Genomic DNA, 14954 nt, shown 5'->3' on the forward strand with positions numbered 1-14954 from the left:
CTTACTGGATCAGCGCGGTGACCAGATAGGGTTGCCAGGCCAGCAGCACCAGGATTGCCGCGGTCGCGATCAGGAACGGTGCCAGCGGCTTGAGAATCTCGCCTGGCGACGCCCCGGTGACGCTGGACGCTACATAGAGCGCAGCTCCGACTGGAGGCGTCAGCAGCCCCAGAGTGAGGTTCACGCAGATCAGCAGGCCGAAGTGATACGGATTGATTCCATACACTTGCGTTGCGACCGGCAGCAGGATCGGCACCAGCAGGATCAGCGCGGCGATCCCGTCCAGCACGCAGCCCACGCCCAGCAGCAGGACCATCACCAGCATCAGGAAGATGAACGGATCGGAAGTCATCTGCTGCAGGATGATCGCGATCTGTTGCGGCACCTTTTCAAACACGATGACCCAGCCGAACACACCGGCTGCGGCCACCAGGACCAGCACGACGCCGGTGTTGATCGCCACCCGCAGGAGCATGTCGCCCATGCGGTCGGTCTTGATGTCGCCGTGCGCGAAGCGGCCGACGATGATCGACATCAGCGCGCCTACTGCGGCCGCTTCCGTAGGCGTGGTGATGCCGCCCAGGATGCCGCCGATCATCACTGCGGGAACCGACAGCGACGGAATGGCGGACAGCACGTTGCTCACCTTTTGCTTCCTGGTCAGACGCTCGCCGTCGGGGTAGCGATAGCGCATGCCCAGCAGTGCAATCACCGCCATGAAGGTAAAGCCCAGCAACAGGCCGGGGATGATGCCGGCGATGAACATGTCGCCGATCGACACCTGTGCCAATACGCCGAAGATCACGAACAGCATCGACGGCGGAATGATCGGCGCCAGCAGCGCGCCGGCACAGGTGGTGGCGGTGGCGAAGCCGCGCGAATAACCCTTGCTCACCATCTCCGGCACCATCACCTGGGACATCACCGCGGTCTGCGCATTGGCCGAGCCGATGATGGATGCCAGGAACATGTTGGCGACGATGTTGATGTAGGCCAGCCCGCCGCGCACGTGGCCGATGAAGACCGAAGCGAGTGCGATCAAGCGGCGCGTGATGCCGCCTTCGTTCATCAGCTCACCCACCAGCATGAACAGCGGAATGGCGATCAGGCCGTAGTTCTCCATGCTGCCGTACAGCACCTGGGGAAACGACAGGTACAACACGGTATTGCCGCTGAGGTAAATGTACGCCAGGGCGGTGGCGGCCAGCACCAGCGCGATCGGCACGCCGAAGGCCAGCAGGACGGCAAAAATAGCTGCGATAGACATCAGTCGAGTCCCCTTGCGCCGGACGACGCACTCAATTCCTTCAAGGCCGCGGCAGGCGTCGCGGCCGTCTTCAACAGATTCGAGAGCGCATGCACGAAGGTCGTCATCGCGGCGACCGGCACGATCAACCAGAACCAGAATTTCTTCATGCCCAGGGTGTTGGTGGTGTCCTGGTACATGAAGTTGAAGGTTTCCCCGGAAAATTCCTGGAAGTCGAAACCGACGCGTGCCAGCGCAACGGGGTCGAACCATTTGATGCACAGGTAGATCAGGATGCCGGCGAAGGTGAGGATGATGACGTCGATGAGGACTTTCATGCTCTTCATCAGCGCAAGCGGTACCGCGTCGACCAGCATCGTGACGGATACGGCGGTACGGGTTTTCAGCGTCAGCGACATCCCGATCATGGCGATCCATACCATGCAATGGATGGCGAGTTCATCCATGAAATAGATGGGAGAGCGAAATGCGCGGCCGATGGTATTGGCGATGATCATCAGGGGCAGTGCGAATGCCAGCAGGCGCACGGCGCCGCGTTCGACGCGCAGGATGCCATCGCTCAAGCAGTGAATGACTTGAACCACGAGAACTCCAATTCAGCGAGGGGGCGGGCGATCCGACAGGACCGCCCGAGCGCAAGAACCGTGACCCGGTCTTACTTGATGGCGGCGACTTCCTTGCGCAGGTCAGCCAGGACAGGCGCGCGCTTGAGCCAGATTTCTTCCCACTTCTGCGGAACGTCGCCGAAGAACTCGGGACCGGCCTTCACCACCTTGATTTTCTTCGTGCCTTCGATGTTCTTCAGCATTTCGGCCTCCACCGAGGTATAGGTCGAGAACAGGCTGTTGAGGTGCTTGCGTGCGGAGGTGGCAATCAGCTCGCGGTCGGCGGGTGTCAGTTGTTGCCACAGGCGTCCGGAAATCAGGCCGACGACGGGGAACATCATGTGGCTCGAGTGCACCAAGGTGTTGCCGCGCTCGAAGAACTTCATGCGCCACACCAGTTCGGCATCCGCATCCACGCCATCGACCTGGCCGTTGGCCAGCGAGTCGTACACGTCGGTCAGCGGCATCGGGGTCGAAGCGGCACCCAGCAACTGGTAGAAGTCACGCACCGGCGGGAACGGCGTGATGCGCATCTTACGACCCTTCAGGTCGGCACCGCTATTGGTCGGGAATGCATTGAGCATCAGGCGCATCGATGCAACGCCGTAGCCCAGACCCACTGCGCCGACTTCACGCGGCAGACGCTCGAGCATCTTTTGGGCGGTGGGGCCGTTGAGCAGGATTTCGGCCTGGCGGTAATCCTTGACCAGGTACGGTGCGAACAGCACGCTCATGTCCGGCACGCGGTTGGTCACTTCGGCAACCGTCATGAAGGCCATGTCGAGCGCGCCGGTCTGTAGCTGCTGCATCATCTGCGCTTCGCTGCCCAGCTGGCCGGCCGGGAAGGTCGCGACCGAATACTTGCCGTTGGACTTTTGCTTGAGCTCCTCGCCCATCGCGGCGGCGGCCTTGGTCCACTCATGGGTGGCCGGAACGATCAGGCCTACCTTCAATTCCTTTGCTCCGGCCGCAGCGCTCAGGGTCGTGCCCAGCGCAACGGCGAAAATGGTCAGCAGCTTCTTCAATTGCATTGTCTTCTCCTTGGATTGGTGAGCGCGTGATGCGCTCTTTGCGTCGTTTCTTGTTTCGCCGTGCATCACGAAAAAATACCGCGGCCCTTTATATGTGTCCGACTTTACCGGGCCGCCCTCTCGCGGGCATTGGCCCAGGCTCTGATTTTTTGCCATAGAGTCTGGATCGATGTGCAACCGCAGCATCGCCCAGCGCAAACGGCAAAGGCGAGGAACGCCGCGCGCCCTCGCCTTTGCACGTTAGAACAAGAGCAAAACTCAGGCACGCGCCTGCGCGGCCGACACGGTGCTAGCCGGCTCGGCTTCGGCAACCGTGCTTGCGCGTTCGTTTTGCTGGGCAACGAGCTTTGCCTTGTCTTCCGCCTTGCGCGCCTCATCCGACATGCCGTTGAACAGCGTACCCAGCACCCCCTTGTCCAGGTCGCTGGTCCCGAACAGCGCATCGCAGATGGGGAAGGTGAGGTTGAAGTTGCGGGTGTGCATGAAGTCAGGGTTATGATGAAGTACATGCATGCGCCGCACCGTGTTGACCAGCGGCAGGCGATCCAGAATCGGGTGCTCGAGGTGCGACAAGGTATGCAGGCCTTCGTACATCAGGAAGTACGACGCCATCGTCAGCATGGCGATGTACCCCGCGTTGGCAGACCACAGGTTGCCGATCAGCAGGGCCGCCGGCAGAGCCGCCAGCACAAACAGCACGGGCGCAAATGGCGGGAACAGCAACGCGCGCCACTCCTTGTGTCCGTTGTAATCGAGCGTCTTGTGGGAGAAGAACTGGTGGTGGGTTGCGACGTGGCGCTTGTAGGCCGGCTTGATCCAGCTCTTGGGGCTGTGCAACAAATAGCGGTGCCCGGCCCACTCCGCCCAGTTCCCGAACAGAAACATCGGAATCACGACGAACAGCCATTCCTGCCAGGTCGTGTTCTGCAGTTGCGCTGCGCAATACCAGACCACACCGATGGTGAACGCCAGCGTGAAGCCCAGGTGCAGCTCGCCGCGGTACCAGCCGGGGGTGTCTTCCACGTATTGCTTCCTGTAGGACAGGGACCGTGCAACGATTTCCTCTTCGCGATTCATGATGATTCCTTTCATTTCGCACAGCAATCCGGCACGGACGCACCGGACTGGCCTTTCGGCATTGATTTAAGTACACTGCCTTAATTAAGTCTACACAATTAACTAACAATGTCAACATTGAAACCCGTGCGCTCGGACGGAAGGGAAACGAAGGTTCGGATGAAGGCCGTTGCACAGCGCCTGTTCGCGCAGCACGGCATCGACGGCGTCACGGTGGCCGATATCGTTGCGGCGGCCGGGCAGCGCAACAAGGCTTCGCTGCAGTACCACTTCGGATCAAAGGACGAATTGATCGGCGAGCTGCTGGTCGACGGCGCGCAGAAGGTAGATGCCTTCCGCCTGGCCCTTCTCGACCAGATGGCCGCGGACGGTGGCCCGCGCCATGTGCGTGACGTACTGGACGCCTTCGTCCGGCCGGTGTACCAACTGACGGTGACCGAAGCCGAAGGCAGCACCTACCTGCGCTTCCTGTCGAACGTGCAGCTCACGCATCGCGAGCTTTTCCGCGCCCACATTGGCGCCAAGTGGAATACCGGCTATCGCCGCTGCCTCGAGCATTTCCGCAATCTGCTCGCCCACATCCCTACCCCGGTGCTGGAACAGCGCATGTCACTGGTGGCGATCTACACGACGACGGTTTTCTCGATCAAGGAAGCGCCGGCTGACGACGCGCCCGCGTCGTCGCGCCTGTGGACGCGCAAATTCACACTGGACAACATTCTCGACACCTACGAGGCAATGCTCGTCTGTGTTCCTTCTGCGGCAACACTGGAAAAGCTCAAGTAGTCAATACGCCTGCACCACGCGCCGGTACTCGCTGGGCGTCACGCCGATCTGGCCACGGAAGAAGCGCGTGAAGTGGCCCTGGTCGGAAAAACCCAGGTCTTCCGCGAGTCGCCCGAGGCTGGTTCGATCGTCCGCCTGCGCCAGCTGCAGACAGGCGGTTTCGGCCCGCAAGGTGTTGACGTAGACGTGTGGCGTCATCCCGGTGCAGCGGCGAAAGCGCACGAAGAACTGCGCGCGCGACAGGTGCGCGGAGGCGGCCAACCGGTCCGCATCCAGAGCCTGATCCAAGTGATCGCTAATGTGGTTAAGCGCGCGCTGGATACGCGAATCGGCCAGTCGCAACCCTTCCGGCCGCATCAGGTCCTGGATGCTCTCCAACGCCGAGAACTGTTCGCTGACCGCCAGCATCAGGTCGAACAAGGCGATCTCCAGGCGCTCCTGCTTCATCGGGATCGGCGACATCAGGTCACCGATCAGATCATCCGCCAGCTTGCGGATGCGGGGCGTAATCTGCACGCAGGGCCGCGGGAAGAAGCGGGGATGGGCCGCTAGGCGCAGCGGGCCGTGCAGCATCGCCAGCCACCGGGGTTCGATGTACAGCGCCAGATAGACGGTACGCGGAAACTCCGGCTCGCTGTAGAAGTAGTGCGGCTCCCAGGCATTCACTAAGATGGCGGTTCGGTCGGTGACCGGGAGCCGCTCCTCGCTGACGTAGAACGCGGAATCGGCGCCGCTGGCTTTTAAGATCACGTGGCACTGTGAGTGCGCATGCGAAACCAGCGGGGTGTCCATGTCGAGCAGTGCCAGGCGTCCGAATCCGCCCTGCGCGATCCTGAGTGCTTTCGTCATCGATCCTCCTGAGGAAACGTGGCCAACGCTTCACCGATGGGGCTGGTCGACGCCATGGGTCTGCGTGGCCGCCATCGAAGAAAGCCAATCGCACAGCGCGTACAACTCGACCTGCTCGGCCTCCAGTTCTGCCCGGGCAATGAGGGTACGAAGCGCCTGTGCACTTTCCGGCTGGACTGGAGCGAAGCCGGGCGGATCCTTCAGAGCCCGATGCAGTCGCCGCAGGGGCAAGATCACTTCGAAGCGCCACCCGGCGATTTGCGATTCGGCGGAGGCGACTTCGCCTGGCGTAAGTGATCGTCCGAGCCGCAAGGCCGAGTACTCCTGAAACAGATGCAACACGATGTCCAGCCCATGCGCATCCTGCTGTCCGTGGAGGTGCTTCAACTCGTCGGGTGTGAGGTCGCGATAGCGTGCCACGATGAAGTTCCACGCATCCTGCCTGCTGACGGGTTTTACATGCTTCATGGGAGGCAGCGCTTCGAATCCGAACGACGTTCAGGAACCAATGAAGTTGGGATTGCGCTTGCCGTGGAAGGCCTCGACGCCCTCGCGGAAGTCATCGGAGCTGCGCAGCCGGCTGTAGCAATGGCCTTCCAGCTCGATGGCCACGGTCAGCGTGGCGTCCTCGGTGTCGTTCAGCAGCTTCTTGGCGGTGCGTTGCGCAATCGGCGAGAAAGCGCGCAGCTCGTCCACCAGGCGATCGGTGGCCGCTTCCAGCTCGGCATCGGGCACGCATTCGGTGGCCACGCCCCACTCGTGCGCCTGCTGGCCCGGAATTCGGCGCGAGCGCATCACGATGTCCTTCGTGCGGGTGATGCCCACCATCTTTTGCAGGCGTGCCGATCCGCCGGAGCCGGGGATCTGGCCCAGCTTCTGTTCGGGCAAGGCGTAGCGCGTGGTTTCGGTCACCAGGCGGAAATCGCAGGCCAGCGAAATCTCGAAGCCGACGCCGAAGCAGTAGCCCCGGTTGGCTGCGATCACCGGCTTGCTGCAACGAGCGGGGGCGGCGATGTTCCAGGCCAGCTTGGAGACGTGCTCCGGGGAGGCTTCCAGGAAGCCCTTGATGTCGCCACCACTGGAGAAGTGCTCGCCTTGCGCACGCAGCACGATCACCCGCACGGCCGGGTTCTCGTCCAGCGACTCGAAAACCAGCCGCAGCTGGTCGCGCTGTGCCATGGAGATGATGTTGTAGGGCGGACGGTGCAGCACAATGTCTGCGCGCTCGCGCGCGGCGTCGATCTGAACGCTGAAGCCGTCCAGATGTTCGAGCAGGGTTTGGGCCGGGTGGGTCAGTTGGGTCATAAAGGTCTCTTGGTGATCGATGGAAGAAGAGGATTCAGGGATTGGGCATGCGCACCAGGGCGGCCGGCTGAGGCTGGCGCAGGCCCTCCCAGCGTGTGACGAGATCGTTGTGCTCAACGTCGAAAAGGTCCAGCACGCGACCGATGGTGTGGTTGACCATGTCATCGAGCGACGCGGGACGGACGTAGAACGCCGGCACGGGCGGGAACACGATGGCGCCCATCTCGGTCACGGCGACCATGTTCCGCAGGTGCGCCATGTTCAGGGGCGTCTCGCGCGCCAGGAGCACCAGGCGACGCCGCTCTTTCAGCACCACGTCTGCGGCGCGGCTGACCAGGTTATCGCCCAGCCCATGCGCGATGCCGGCCAGTGTCTTCATCGAGCAGGGTGCCACCACCATGCCGGCGGTGCGGAAAGAGCCACTGGAGACGGCGGCGCCGATGTCCTTGACGCTGTGCACCTCGTCGGCCAGGGCCTCGATCTCACTGCGCTTGAGGTCCACCTCCTGAGACGCGGTGAGCGCGCCGGAGGCGGACATCACCAGGTGCGTCTCCCAACCGGGCAGCGTGCGCAGCACCTGCAGCAGGCGGATGCCGTAGATGGCGCCGCTGGCACCGGTGATCGCCACGATCAAGCGCTTTGTGGTCATCTTTGCACCTTGCCTGTGTCAAAGTCGACGCGGGCCGACGTATCGATCAGTGCGTCCAGGTCCTCGGTGTCCTCACCCGGCACGCGCACTTTGGTGAAGACATGCTCGTGGTAGACCACGGGCTTGGTGGCGTCCAGGCCCATCTTGGCGCTGATGCCCTGCAGGTGGGATGGCGGCGCGCTGTTCTCGCCGAATTCCTGGCCCACCGTGGTGGAAGGATCAAGCACCGAGCCTTGCGCCCCGGCGATCACGACCAGGTCCCGGTCGGCCTGAAAGCGCGTGGCCACTGCCCATTCCACCTGCAGCGGGTCGTGCACCTCCACGTCGTCGTCCACCACCACCACCTGCTTGATGTCGTAGTGCGCGCCGAACGCAGCGCAGATCACGTTCTTCGGCTGGCCCTCGTGGGTCTTCCGGATCTTGACGAACAGGTGGTAGCGGCCGACACCGCCAATCGACAGATGGACGTCCAGCACGTTGGGGAAGCTGCGCTGCAGGTGGGCCAGCAGCGTCGCCTCGCGCGGGATGGAACCCAGCAGGAGGTGCTCCATCTCGGCGGGGACGATCGTGTGGAAGACCGGATCGCGGCGATGGGTGATTGCGTCCACCTGGATCACCTCGCGGTGCTCTCGCGCGCTGTAGTACTTGGGAAACTCGCCGAAGGGGCCTTCCAGCTCCTTCACGCCCGGCAGGATGCGTCCTTCGATCACCACCTCGGCGTCGGCCGGCACGCGCACATCATTGGTGAGGCACTTGACCACGCGCAACGGGGCGCCGTGCAGGGCGCCGGCGATCTCCAGCTCGTCGCAATCGAGCGGGGCAATGGCCTGCGAGGCCAACAGCGTGAGCGGGTCGACGCCGATCACCACCGCCACGTCCAGCGGCTGCTGGCGCGCTTCGGCTTCCTTGTAGAAGGCCCAGAGGTGGCGCGGCAGCATCAGGATCGCCATGCGCTCCTTGGAGTGGACCTGGATCCGGTTGATCGAGACGTTCTGCGCCCCCGTCTTCGGGTTTCGGGCGATCACCAGGCCGGCGGTGATGTAGGGGCCGTTGTCGTGCTCGCTGTGGGTTGGTATGGGCAACACCTCGCGCGGATCGACGCCCTTTTGCACCACCTGCTGGCAGAGCGCCTCGCCCGTCGGCACCTCCCGCCAGGGCAGCGGGTTCTCGGCGGCCTGGCGGAAGCGCTGCAGCAGTTGCGACTCGGTCACGCCCATGGCTTCGGCAATCCAGCCGCGGCGCGACATGAAGCCCGACACCACTGGCATGTCATGTCCGCCGGGCCGGGGGAAATAGACCGCTTGCCGGCCGTCGAGCCGCTTGGCGATGGCGGCCAGCTGGTGTTCGAGTTTCACACCTTCGCGGATGACGGCCACGCGGCCGGTGTCGGACAGGTGGGCGAGCCAGCGACGCAGGTCGGTGGAAAGTGCGGGGGCGGGGGCGAAAGTGGTCATGAGCGTGCGGGGAGAAGTGGGAAGTGGGATCAGGCGGAACGGTCTTCGCCGGCCGGCAGGGGCGTGTACTCACCCGCCACGAGCTTGCGGCGCAGCACCTTGCCGACGGGGGATTTGGGAATTTCGGCGACGAACACGTATTCGCGCGGCCGCTTGAAGTTGGGCAGGTCGGAGCTGCGGCAGTGCGCGTCCAGCGCGTGCGGATCCAGCGGCGCACCGCCGTCGCGGGTGGTGACGAAGGCCACGACCCGCTGTCCCCAGCGCTCGTCCGACAGCCCGGCCACAGCCACTTCGCCGACGCCGGGGCACAGCGAGATGACGGACTCGATGTCGACCGGCGAGATGTTCTCGCCGCCGCTGATGATCATGTCGTCCACCCGGCCGGTGACGAACAGGTCGCCGTCCTCGTCGAGGTAGCCGGTGTCGCCGGTGAAGTACCAGCCGCTGCGCAGCGACTTGGCGTTGGCGTCCCCGCGTTTCCAGTAGCCTTCAAAGGCTTCGTCGCCGCGCAGGTCGGCAATGATCTGACCCTCCACCCAGGGGGCCACGCGGTCGTCGACGCCGGACGCGTCCAGGCGCACCACGCGCAGCCGGGTGTTGATGCCGGCACGGCCGGCGCTGCCGGGCTTGTCCAGAGCCTGCTGGTGGACCGAGAAGGTGTACACCTCGGAGGATCCGTAGTGGTTCACGAAGAGCTCGGGCTGGAAGGCCGCCTGCAGGCGCTTGAGCAGCGCATCGTGCATTGGGGCGCCGGCAAAACCAAGTTTCTTCACGGAAGCGATGTCAGGCCCGGGGCCGCTGCCGTGTCCGGCGCGCTCGCGCTGCGTCAGCAGGTCGTGGTAGAGCGTGGGCACTAGGTATAGGCAGGTCAGGCGCTCGGCCTCCATAAGTGCCAGCGCCTCCTGCGTATCGAAGCGGGGCATGCACACGAACACGCCATCGACCAGCGCCATGGCGAGCAGAGAGCGCACACCCATCGTGTGGTACAGGGGCATCACGCCCAGCGTGCGTTCACCGCGCCGGTAGAGGTTTTGCGCCACGTGCGCCAGCGCTGCAGCACGCTCCTGGCGGTGGCGGCGCGGCACGCCCTTGGGCTTGCCGGTGGTGCCCGAAGTGTAGAGCATCAGCGACAAATCCTCGGCATCGGCCGCAGTCTGCAGCGGCGACGCCGGGCCGGCCAGCAGGGTCTCCCAATCGCCGGTGGCATCGCTGCCTTCTAACGTGCCCACGCCGATACGCGGCAGCGCGCGCGCACCGCCGCTGGCACGGGTGGCCTCCTCGCTGGAGGCGTCGAAGAACACAGCCTTGGCCTCAGCGTCGGCCAGGCAGTAGTCGATCTCGTCGGCCTTGGCGCGCCAGTTCAGCGGCACGATCACCACGCCCAGGAACTGGCAGGCCCAGTGCAGCGTGGCCGCCTGGTGGCGGTTCTGCAGCACCGACAGCAGCCGGTCGCCCCGGCCCAGTCCCAGGCGCTGTAGACCCGCCACGGTGCGGCCGATCTGCTCGTGCCACTGCGCATAGGTGAGACGCACGCCGCTGTCCACTAGGGCAAGCGCGTGCGGGCTGCGTTCGACGCTTTGTAGGAAGGTCGTACCGAGGTCGAGCATGGATCAGTCTCCGGGGTGGGGGGTGGTCGCGGCCTGGCGGCGCAGCGACGCGGTTTCGAGCACCGCCGCCACGATGGGCGTGTAGCCGGTGCAGCGGCAAAGATGGCCCGACAGCATGTCGCGCACCTGCGCTTCGCTGGGGTCCGGGACACGCTTGAGATAGTCGTCGCAGCTCATGAGGATGCCCGCGGTGCAGAAGCCGCACTGCAGGGCGTGGTGGCGCTTGAAGGCCTCCTGCAGGTCGGACATCGGCCCGTCCCCATCGCACAGTCCTTCAACCGTGTCGACGCGGCGGCCGTCGACCTGCAGCGCCAGCGTCAGGCAGGAGCGGCCGGCCACGCCGTCGATCTGCACGGTGCAGGCACCGCACACGCCGTGCTCGCAGCCCACGTGCGTCCCGGTCGCGCCCAGGCCTTCGCGCAGGAAGTCCGATAGCAGCATGCGCGGCTCGCAGGCTGCGCTGCGGGCGGCGCCGTTGAGCGTCAGGCGCACGGTGTGCTGGTGGTCGCGGCTGCACTGCTTCATCGGGAGGTCTCCGTGACTTGGGCGATTACCTGCGCGCCGAGCTGGCGCACGAGGTGGCGGCGGAAGGTAGCGCTGGCATGCGCGTCGTCCTGGGCTTCGAGCTCCCAGGCGAAGTCGTTGAGGGCGCTGTCCAGCTCGGCGCCGCGCAGGCCGGCCGGCCACTGCGCCAGACGCGGCCGGTCCGACACCCCGCCGATGGCGAGACAGAGGCCGCGCGCGTCGACCACGGCGGCGGCCGAAACGATGGCGAAGTCGCCGTGGCGGGCCGAGAACTCCGTGAAGGCGCTGCGCTGGCCCGGCAGGGCCAGCGGAAAGCGCACCTGCTCCACCAGTTCGTCGGGCGCGCGCGCCGTCATCAGCATGCCCTGGAAGAACTCGCCCGCGGGCAGGGTGCGGCGCTTCTTGGCGTTGCGCAGCACCACCTCGCCGCCCAGCGCCAACAGCACCAGCGGGATCTCGGCGCTCGGGTCGGCGTGGGCCACAGAGCCGCACACGGTGCCGCGGTTGCGCACCTGGAAATGCGAGATGAAGGGGAAGGCCTGCGCAAGCAGCGGCACTTCCCGCGCCAAGGTTGAGCGCCATTCCACGCTCGCTTGCGTGGCTGCCGCACCCACGGCCAGCATGCTGCCTTCGCTGCGCACAAAGTTCAGGTCGTCGGTGCGCGAGATGTCGATCAGCACGCTGGGCTGCGCCAGCCGCATGTTGAGCACGGCCATCAGCGACTGGCCGCCGGCCAGGATCCGCGCCTCGGGCCCGAGCGCCTTGAGCTGCTGCACTGCCTCGTCGGCGGTTTCCGCGCGCACGTAGTCGAAGGCCGCCGGCTTCATCGCGCCGCTCCCAGGCGGGCCAGCAAGCGCTGCCACCATGAACCCGAAGGCGTGGCACCCTTGCCGCCCGCCTGCCGGCCGAGTTGTTCGAACAGCTGCCGCAGCACGATTTTGGCCGCGCCCTCCAGCATGCGGCCACCCACGGCCGCCACCTTGCCCGAGACCTCGGCCTCGTAGTCGTAGCGCAGCAGCGTGCCGCCATCCCTGGGCTCGAGCGTGACCAGGCCGTTGCCCCTTGCCGCACCCATACTGGACAGGCCGGAGCCGGCCAGCCGCAGGCGGCGCGGCGGCTCCAAGTCGCTCAGCGCGATCTCGGCTGCGTAGCGCGCCTTGATCATGCCCACGCCCACCGTCACGTCCGCGCGGTAACGATTGGGGCCGGTCTGATGCAGTGCATGGCAACCGGGGATGACCTTGGCCAGGGCCGCCGGGTCCATCAGCACGGCGAACACCGCCTCGGGTTCGGCCGGCAGCAGGATCTCACCTTGCGCCGCCAAGGCCTTGCCGGCCTTGCCGCCCGCTGGCCGGGCCGACGCAGCGCCCTGGGAGGGTGGCGGGTCGGCCAAGCCCAGCAGGTCCATCACGCGTGAGGGGGTCAGAGGCAGCGTGACGTTGGTCACGCCGAGCGCGTCGGCCACCGCGTTGGCGATGCAGGGCGGCGTGCTCATGTTGTTGCCCTCGCCCAGTCCCTTGGCGCCCAGCGGCGTGAACGGGCTGGGAGTCTCCAGGTGCACGATGATCGGGTCGGGCACCTCGCAGGTGGTGGGCACCAGGTAATCGGCGAAGGTGCCGGACTGGAAGCTGCCGTCGCTGCCATATCGGAACTCTTCCATCAGCGCCGCGCCGAGTCCCTGGGCGAAGGCGCCGCGAATCTGGCCGTCGGCCAGGGCCGGGTTCAGGAGGGTGCCGGCGTCGTGTGTGGTGACGTAGCGGTCGATGCGGACGCGGCCGGTGGCGCGATCCACCTCGACGGCACAGATGTCGAATGCGAAGCCGTAGGCCGCCGACGTATTGACGCGGTCGTCCTCGTCCGGGGCGGTCAGCTGCGGCGGTGACCAGAAGGCCGTTTCGCGCAAACCAACGGGTTCGCCCTCGGGCAGCAGGCCGGGCGCCCAGTGCGGGCTGGCCGCCAGCCGGCCGAAGGGCTGGCCACGCTCGGGCGCGTCCTTGGGATAGACCTTGCCGCCTGCAAATACCATCTGGTCGGGCTCGCATCCAAACTGCGCGGCGGCGATCCGCGCCAGCTTGTCCCGCAGGCGCTGGCAAGCAATATGCAGCGTGCCCGCCACGGCACCGGCGAAGCGGCTGGAGTAGTTACCGGCTGCGACCGACCAAGCGTCCTTGGCGGTGTCGAATTCAACGTTCACAGCCACCTCGTCCGGATCGACGCCGAAGACGTCGGCCGCCAGCTGGGCGCACACGGTGCGGTGGCCCTGACCGGCCGGCGCGGAGGCGATGACCACCGTCACGCCGCCCAGCGGGTCGATGCTCACGGTGGCGGCAGCGATGGCGCCGTTCTTCGGCCCGGCCTTGGCGCGCTGCTCGCGGGGCAGCACCGTCGTGATGTAGCCCATGTTGGAGACGGAGGGCTCCACGATGGCTGCAAAGCCGATGCCGTACAGCCGACCCTCGCCGCGCGCGGCCGCTTGGCGCTGGCGCAGCTCGTCGAGGCGACCATCGCGCAGCGCCAACTCCAGGGCGCGCTGGTAGTCCCCGGAGTCAATCAGAGCGCCGGCGGCGGCCCGGTAGGGAAACGCGTCGCGAGGAATGAAGTTGCGACGATAGACGTCCAGCGGGTCGAGGTTGAGTTCGACCGCGATGCGCTGCACTAGGCGCTCCAGCGCGAAGTACACCTGTGGCCCGCCGAAGCCGCGCACCAGACCGGTGGGCGTCTTGCTGGTCAGCACCACCCGGTTGCGTACGCTGAGGTTGGGGATGGCATATGCGCCGGTGAGGCAGCCATGCATGCGGTAGAAGGTGGCGGGCTCGGGCGCGCGCAGGTAGCCGCCGCAGTCGTCGAGCTGGTCCAGTGACAAGGCGGTAATGCGGCCATCGGCTTCGACCGCTGCAGCCGCATGGCACAGGCGGCCGGTGGCGGAGGTGGCTGCGGTCAGGTGCTCGAGCCGGTCTTCTACCCACTTGACGGGAGCGCCGACCTTGCGCGCCGCCAGGCACATCAGCACAGCGGGGTTGAGCACGGCCTGCTTCACCCCGAAGCTGCCGCCGGAATCCGGGAAGGTGCGGTGGCGCAGCTTGTTGCCCGGCACCTTGAGCGCCATCGCCATCACGGTGTGCAGCGAGAACGGCCCCATGAAGTTGGACTGCACGTCGTAGCCATCATCCCCGCAGAGGAACTCCGCCACCACCACCGCGCATTCGATCGGCGTGCAGGAGTTGCGCGGGTATTCGACCGTGAGCGCAACCCGGTGCGGAGCGCTGGCGAAGGCCTGTTCGGGGTCCCCATAGCGGAAGCTGCGGTCGCTCACCACATTGCTGCCCACCTTCTCGTGCAGCACCGGAGCGCCTTCTGCGATCGCGGCGCGTATGTCCGTGACCGGCGGCAGGGATTCGTAGTCGGCCTCCAGCAGCTCCAGCGCATCCTCCGCGATATAGCGGCTCTGGGCGACCACCACGGCGACCGGCTCGCCCACGTAGCGCACCTTATCCACGGCCAGGGCCCACAGTTCCATCGGCGCCTTCACGCCAACGATGAAGGGCTTGGACCAGCGTTGCACGTCCGCGGCGGTCAGGACGGCGCGCACGCCGGGTAGGGCCATGGCCTTGTCGGAACGAACGGCCAGCAGCCGGGCGTGAGCATGGGGCGAGCGCAGCACCGCAGCGTGCAGCGTGCCGGCACGCACGGGCGCATCGTCACCGTAACGGCCCCGGCCGCTGAGCAGCGGGCGGTCTTCGACACGCTGCGCGCGGCGGCCCAGGTGGGGAGTGGGTGTTTCAAGCATGTGTGGAGCCGG

At 65.8% G+C, this 14954-nt stretch carries 14 protein-coding genes; 1 reads left to right on the forward strand and 13 read right to left on the reverse strand.

The features are described from left to right. Nucleotide 1 precedes the first annotated feature (1 nt). The 4 genes from C380_RS21170 to C380_RS21185 all read right to left on the reverse strand — a co-directional run bounded on the left by C380_RS21170 (nucleotide 2) and on the right by C380_RS21185 (nucleotide 3980). Nucleotides 2–1267 carry a TRAP transporter large permease gene (locus C380_RS21170; protein WP_008904487.1) on the reverse strand — a complete coding sequence of 422 codons (1266 nt, stop codon included), beginning with the start codon at nucleotides 1265–1267 and terminating at the stop codon, nucleotides 2–4. Further along, a complete protein-coding gene (locus tag C380_RS21175; RefSeq protein WP_148280082.1) occupies nucleotides 1267–1830 on the reverse strand; it encodes a TRAP transporter small permease in 564 nt (187 codons plus the stop codon). The genes C380_RS21170 and C380_RS21175 overlap by 1 nt, the downstream gene beginning before the upstream one ends. Nucleotides 1831–1922: 92 nt before the next feature. Next, a complete protein-coding gene (locus C380_RS21180) occupies nucleotides 1923–2903 on the reverse strand; it encodes a TRAP transporter substrate-binding protein (RefSeq protein ID WP_008904489.1) in 981 nt (326 codons plus the stop codon). Between the two features lie 258 nt (nucleotides 2904–3161). Next, complete coding sequence (locus C380_RS21185; RefSeq protein WP_015015889.1) at nucleotides 3162–3980, reverse strand: hypothetical protein; 819 nt, start codon at nucleotides 3978–3980, stop codon at nucleotides 3162–3164. A gap of 108 nt (nucleotides 3981–4088) precedes the next feature. On the opposite strand from C380_RS21185, the gene C380_RS21190 reads away from it, so the two are divergent. Beyond that, nucleotides 4089–4766 (forward strand): TetR/AcrR family transcriptional regulator, encoded by a 678-nt coding sequence (locus C380_RS21190; protein ID WP_238544053.1) that lies wholly within the window; start codon nucleotides 4089–4091, stop codon nucleotides 4764–4766. Here C380_RS21190 and C380_RS21195 read toward each other — a convergent pair whose 3' ends face one another. The 9 genes from C380_RS21195 to C380_RS21235 are packed head-to-tail and all read right to left on the reverse strand — an operon-like array spanning nucleotide 4767 to nucleotide 14942. Beyond that, nucleotides 4767–5615 (reverse strand): AraC family transcriptional regulator, encoded by an 849-nt coding sequence (locus C380_RS21195; protein ID WP_015015891.1) that lies wholly within the window; start codon nucleotides 5613–5615, stop codon nucleotides 4767–4769. Between the two features lie 30 nt (nucleotides 5616–5645). Further along, nucleotides 5646–6083 carry a DUF2390 domain-containing protein gene (locus tag C380_RS21200; RefSeq protein WP_015015892.1) on the reverse strand — a complete coding sequence of 146 codons (438 nt, stop codon included), beginning with the start codon at nucleotides 6081–6083 and terminating at the stop codon, nucleotides 5646–5648. 30 nt (nucleotides 6084–6113) lie between these two features. Next, nucleotides 6114–6920, reverse strand: a complete 807-nt coding sequence (locus C380_RS21205; RefSeq protein WP_015015893.1) for an enoyl-CoA hydratase/isomerase family protein — start codon at nucleotides 6918–6920, stop codon at nucleotides 6114–6116. A gap of 34 nt (nucleotides 6921–6954) precedes the next feature. Next, nucleotides 6955–7569: a UbiX family flavin prenyltransferase gene (locus C380_RS21210; protein WP_015015894.1), complete on the reverse strand. Its 615-nt coding sequence runs from the start codon at nucleotides 7567–7569 to the stop codon at nucleotides 6955–6957. Then, nucleotides 7566–9023, reverse strand: a complete 1458-nt coding sequence (locus C380_RS21215) for a UbiD family decarboxylase (RefSeq protein WP_015015895.1) — start codon at nucleotides 9021–9023, stop codon at nucleotides 7566–7568. Before C380_RS21215 ends, C380_RS21210 begins: the two co-directional genes overlap by 4 nt. A 29-nt stretch (nucleotides 9024–9052) precedes the next feature. After that, on the reverse strand, nucleotides 9053–10630 hold the full coding sequence (locus C380_RS21220; RefSeq protein ID WP_015015896.1) for an AMP-binding protein: 1578 nt from the start codon (nucleotides 10628–10630) through the stop codon (nucleotides 9053–9055). Between the two features lie 3 nt (nucleotides 10631–10633). Further along, entirely contained in the window at nucleotides 10634–11155 is a 522-nt protein-coding gene (locus C380_RS21225; RefSeq protein ID WP_015015897.1) for a (2Fe-2S)-binding protein, read from the reverse strand. Continuing rightward, nucleotides 11152–11982 (reverse strand): xanthine dehydrogenase family protein subunit M, encoded by an 831-nt coding sequence (locus C380_RS21230; RefSeq protein ID WP_015015898.1) that lies wholly within the window; start codon nucleotides 11980–11982, stop codon nucleotides 11152–11154. Before C380_RS21230 ends, C380_RS21225 begins: the two co-directional genes overlap by 4 nt. After that, a complete protein-coding gene (locus tag C380_RS21235; protein WP_015015899.1) occupies nucleotides 11979–14942 on the reverse strand; it encodes a molybdopterin cofactor-binding domain-containing protein in 2964 nt (987 codons plus the stop codon). Before C380_RS21235 ends, C380_RS21230 begins: the two co-directional genes overlap by 4 nt. Between the last annotated feature and the right edge of the window lie 12 nt (nucleotides 14943–14954).

It is taken from the genome of Acidovorax sp. KKS102 (assembly GCF_000302535.1).
Lineage (GTDB): Bacteria > Pseudomonadota > Gammaproteobacteria > Burkholderiales > Burkholderiaceae_C > Acidovorax.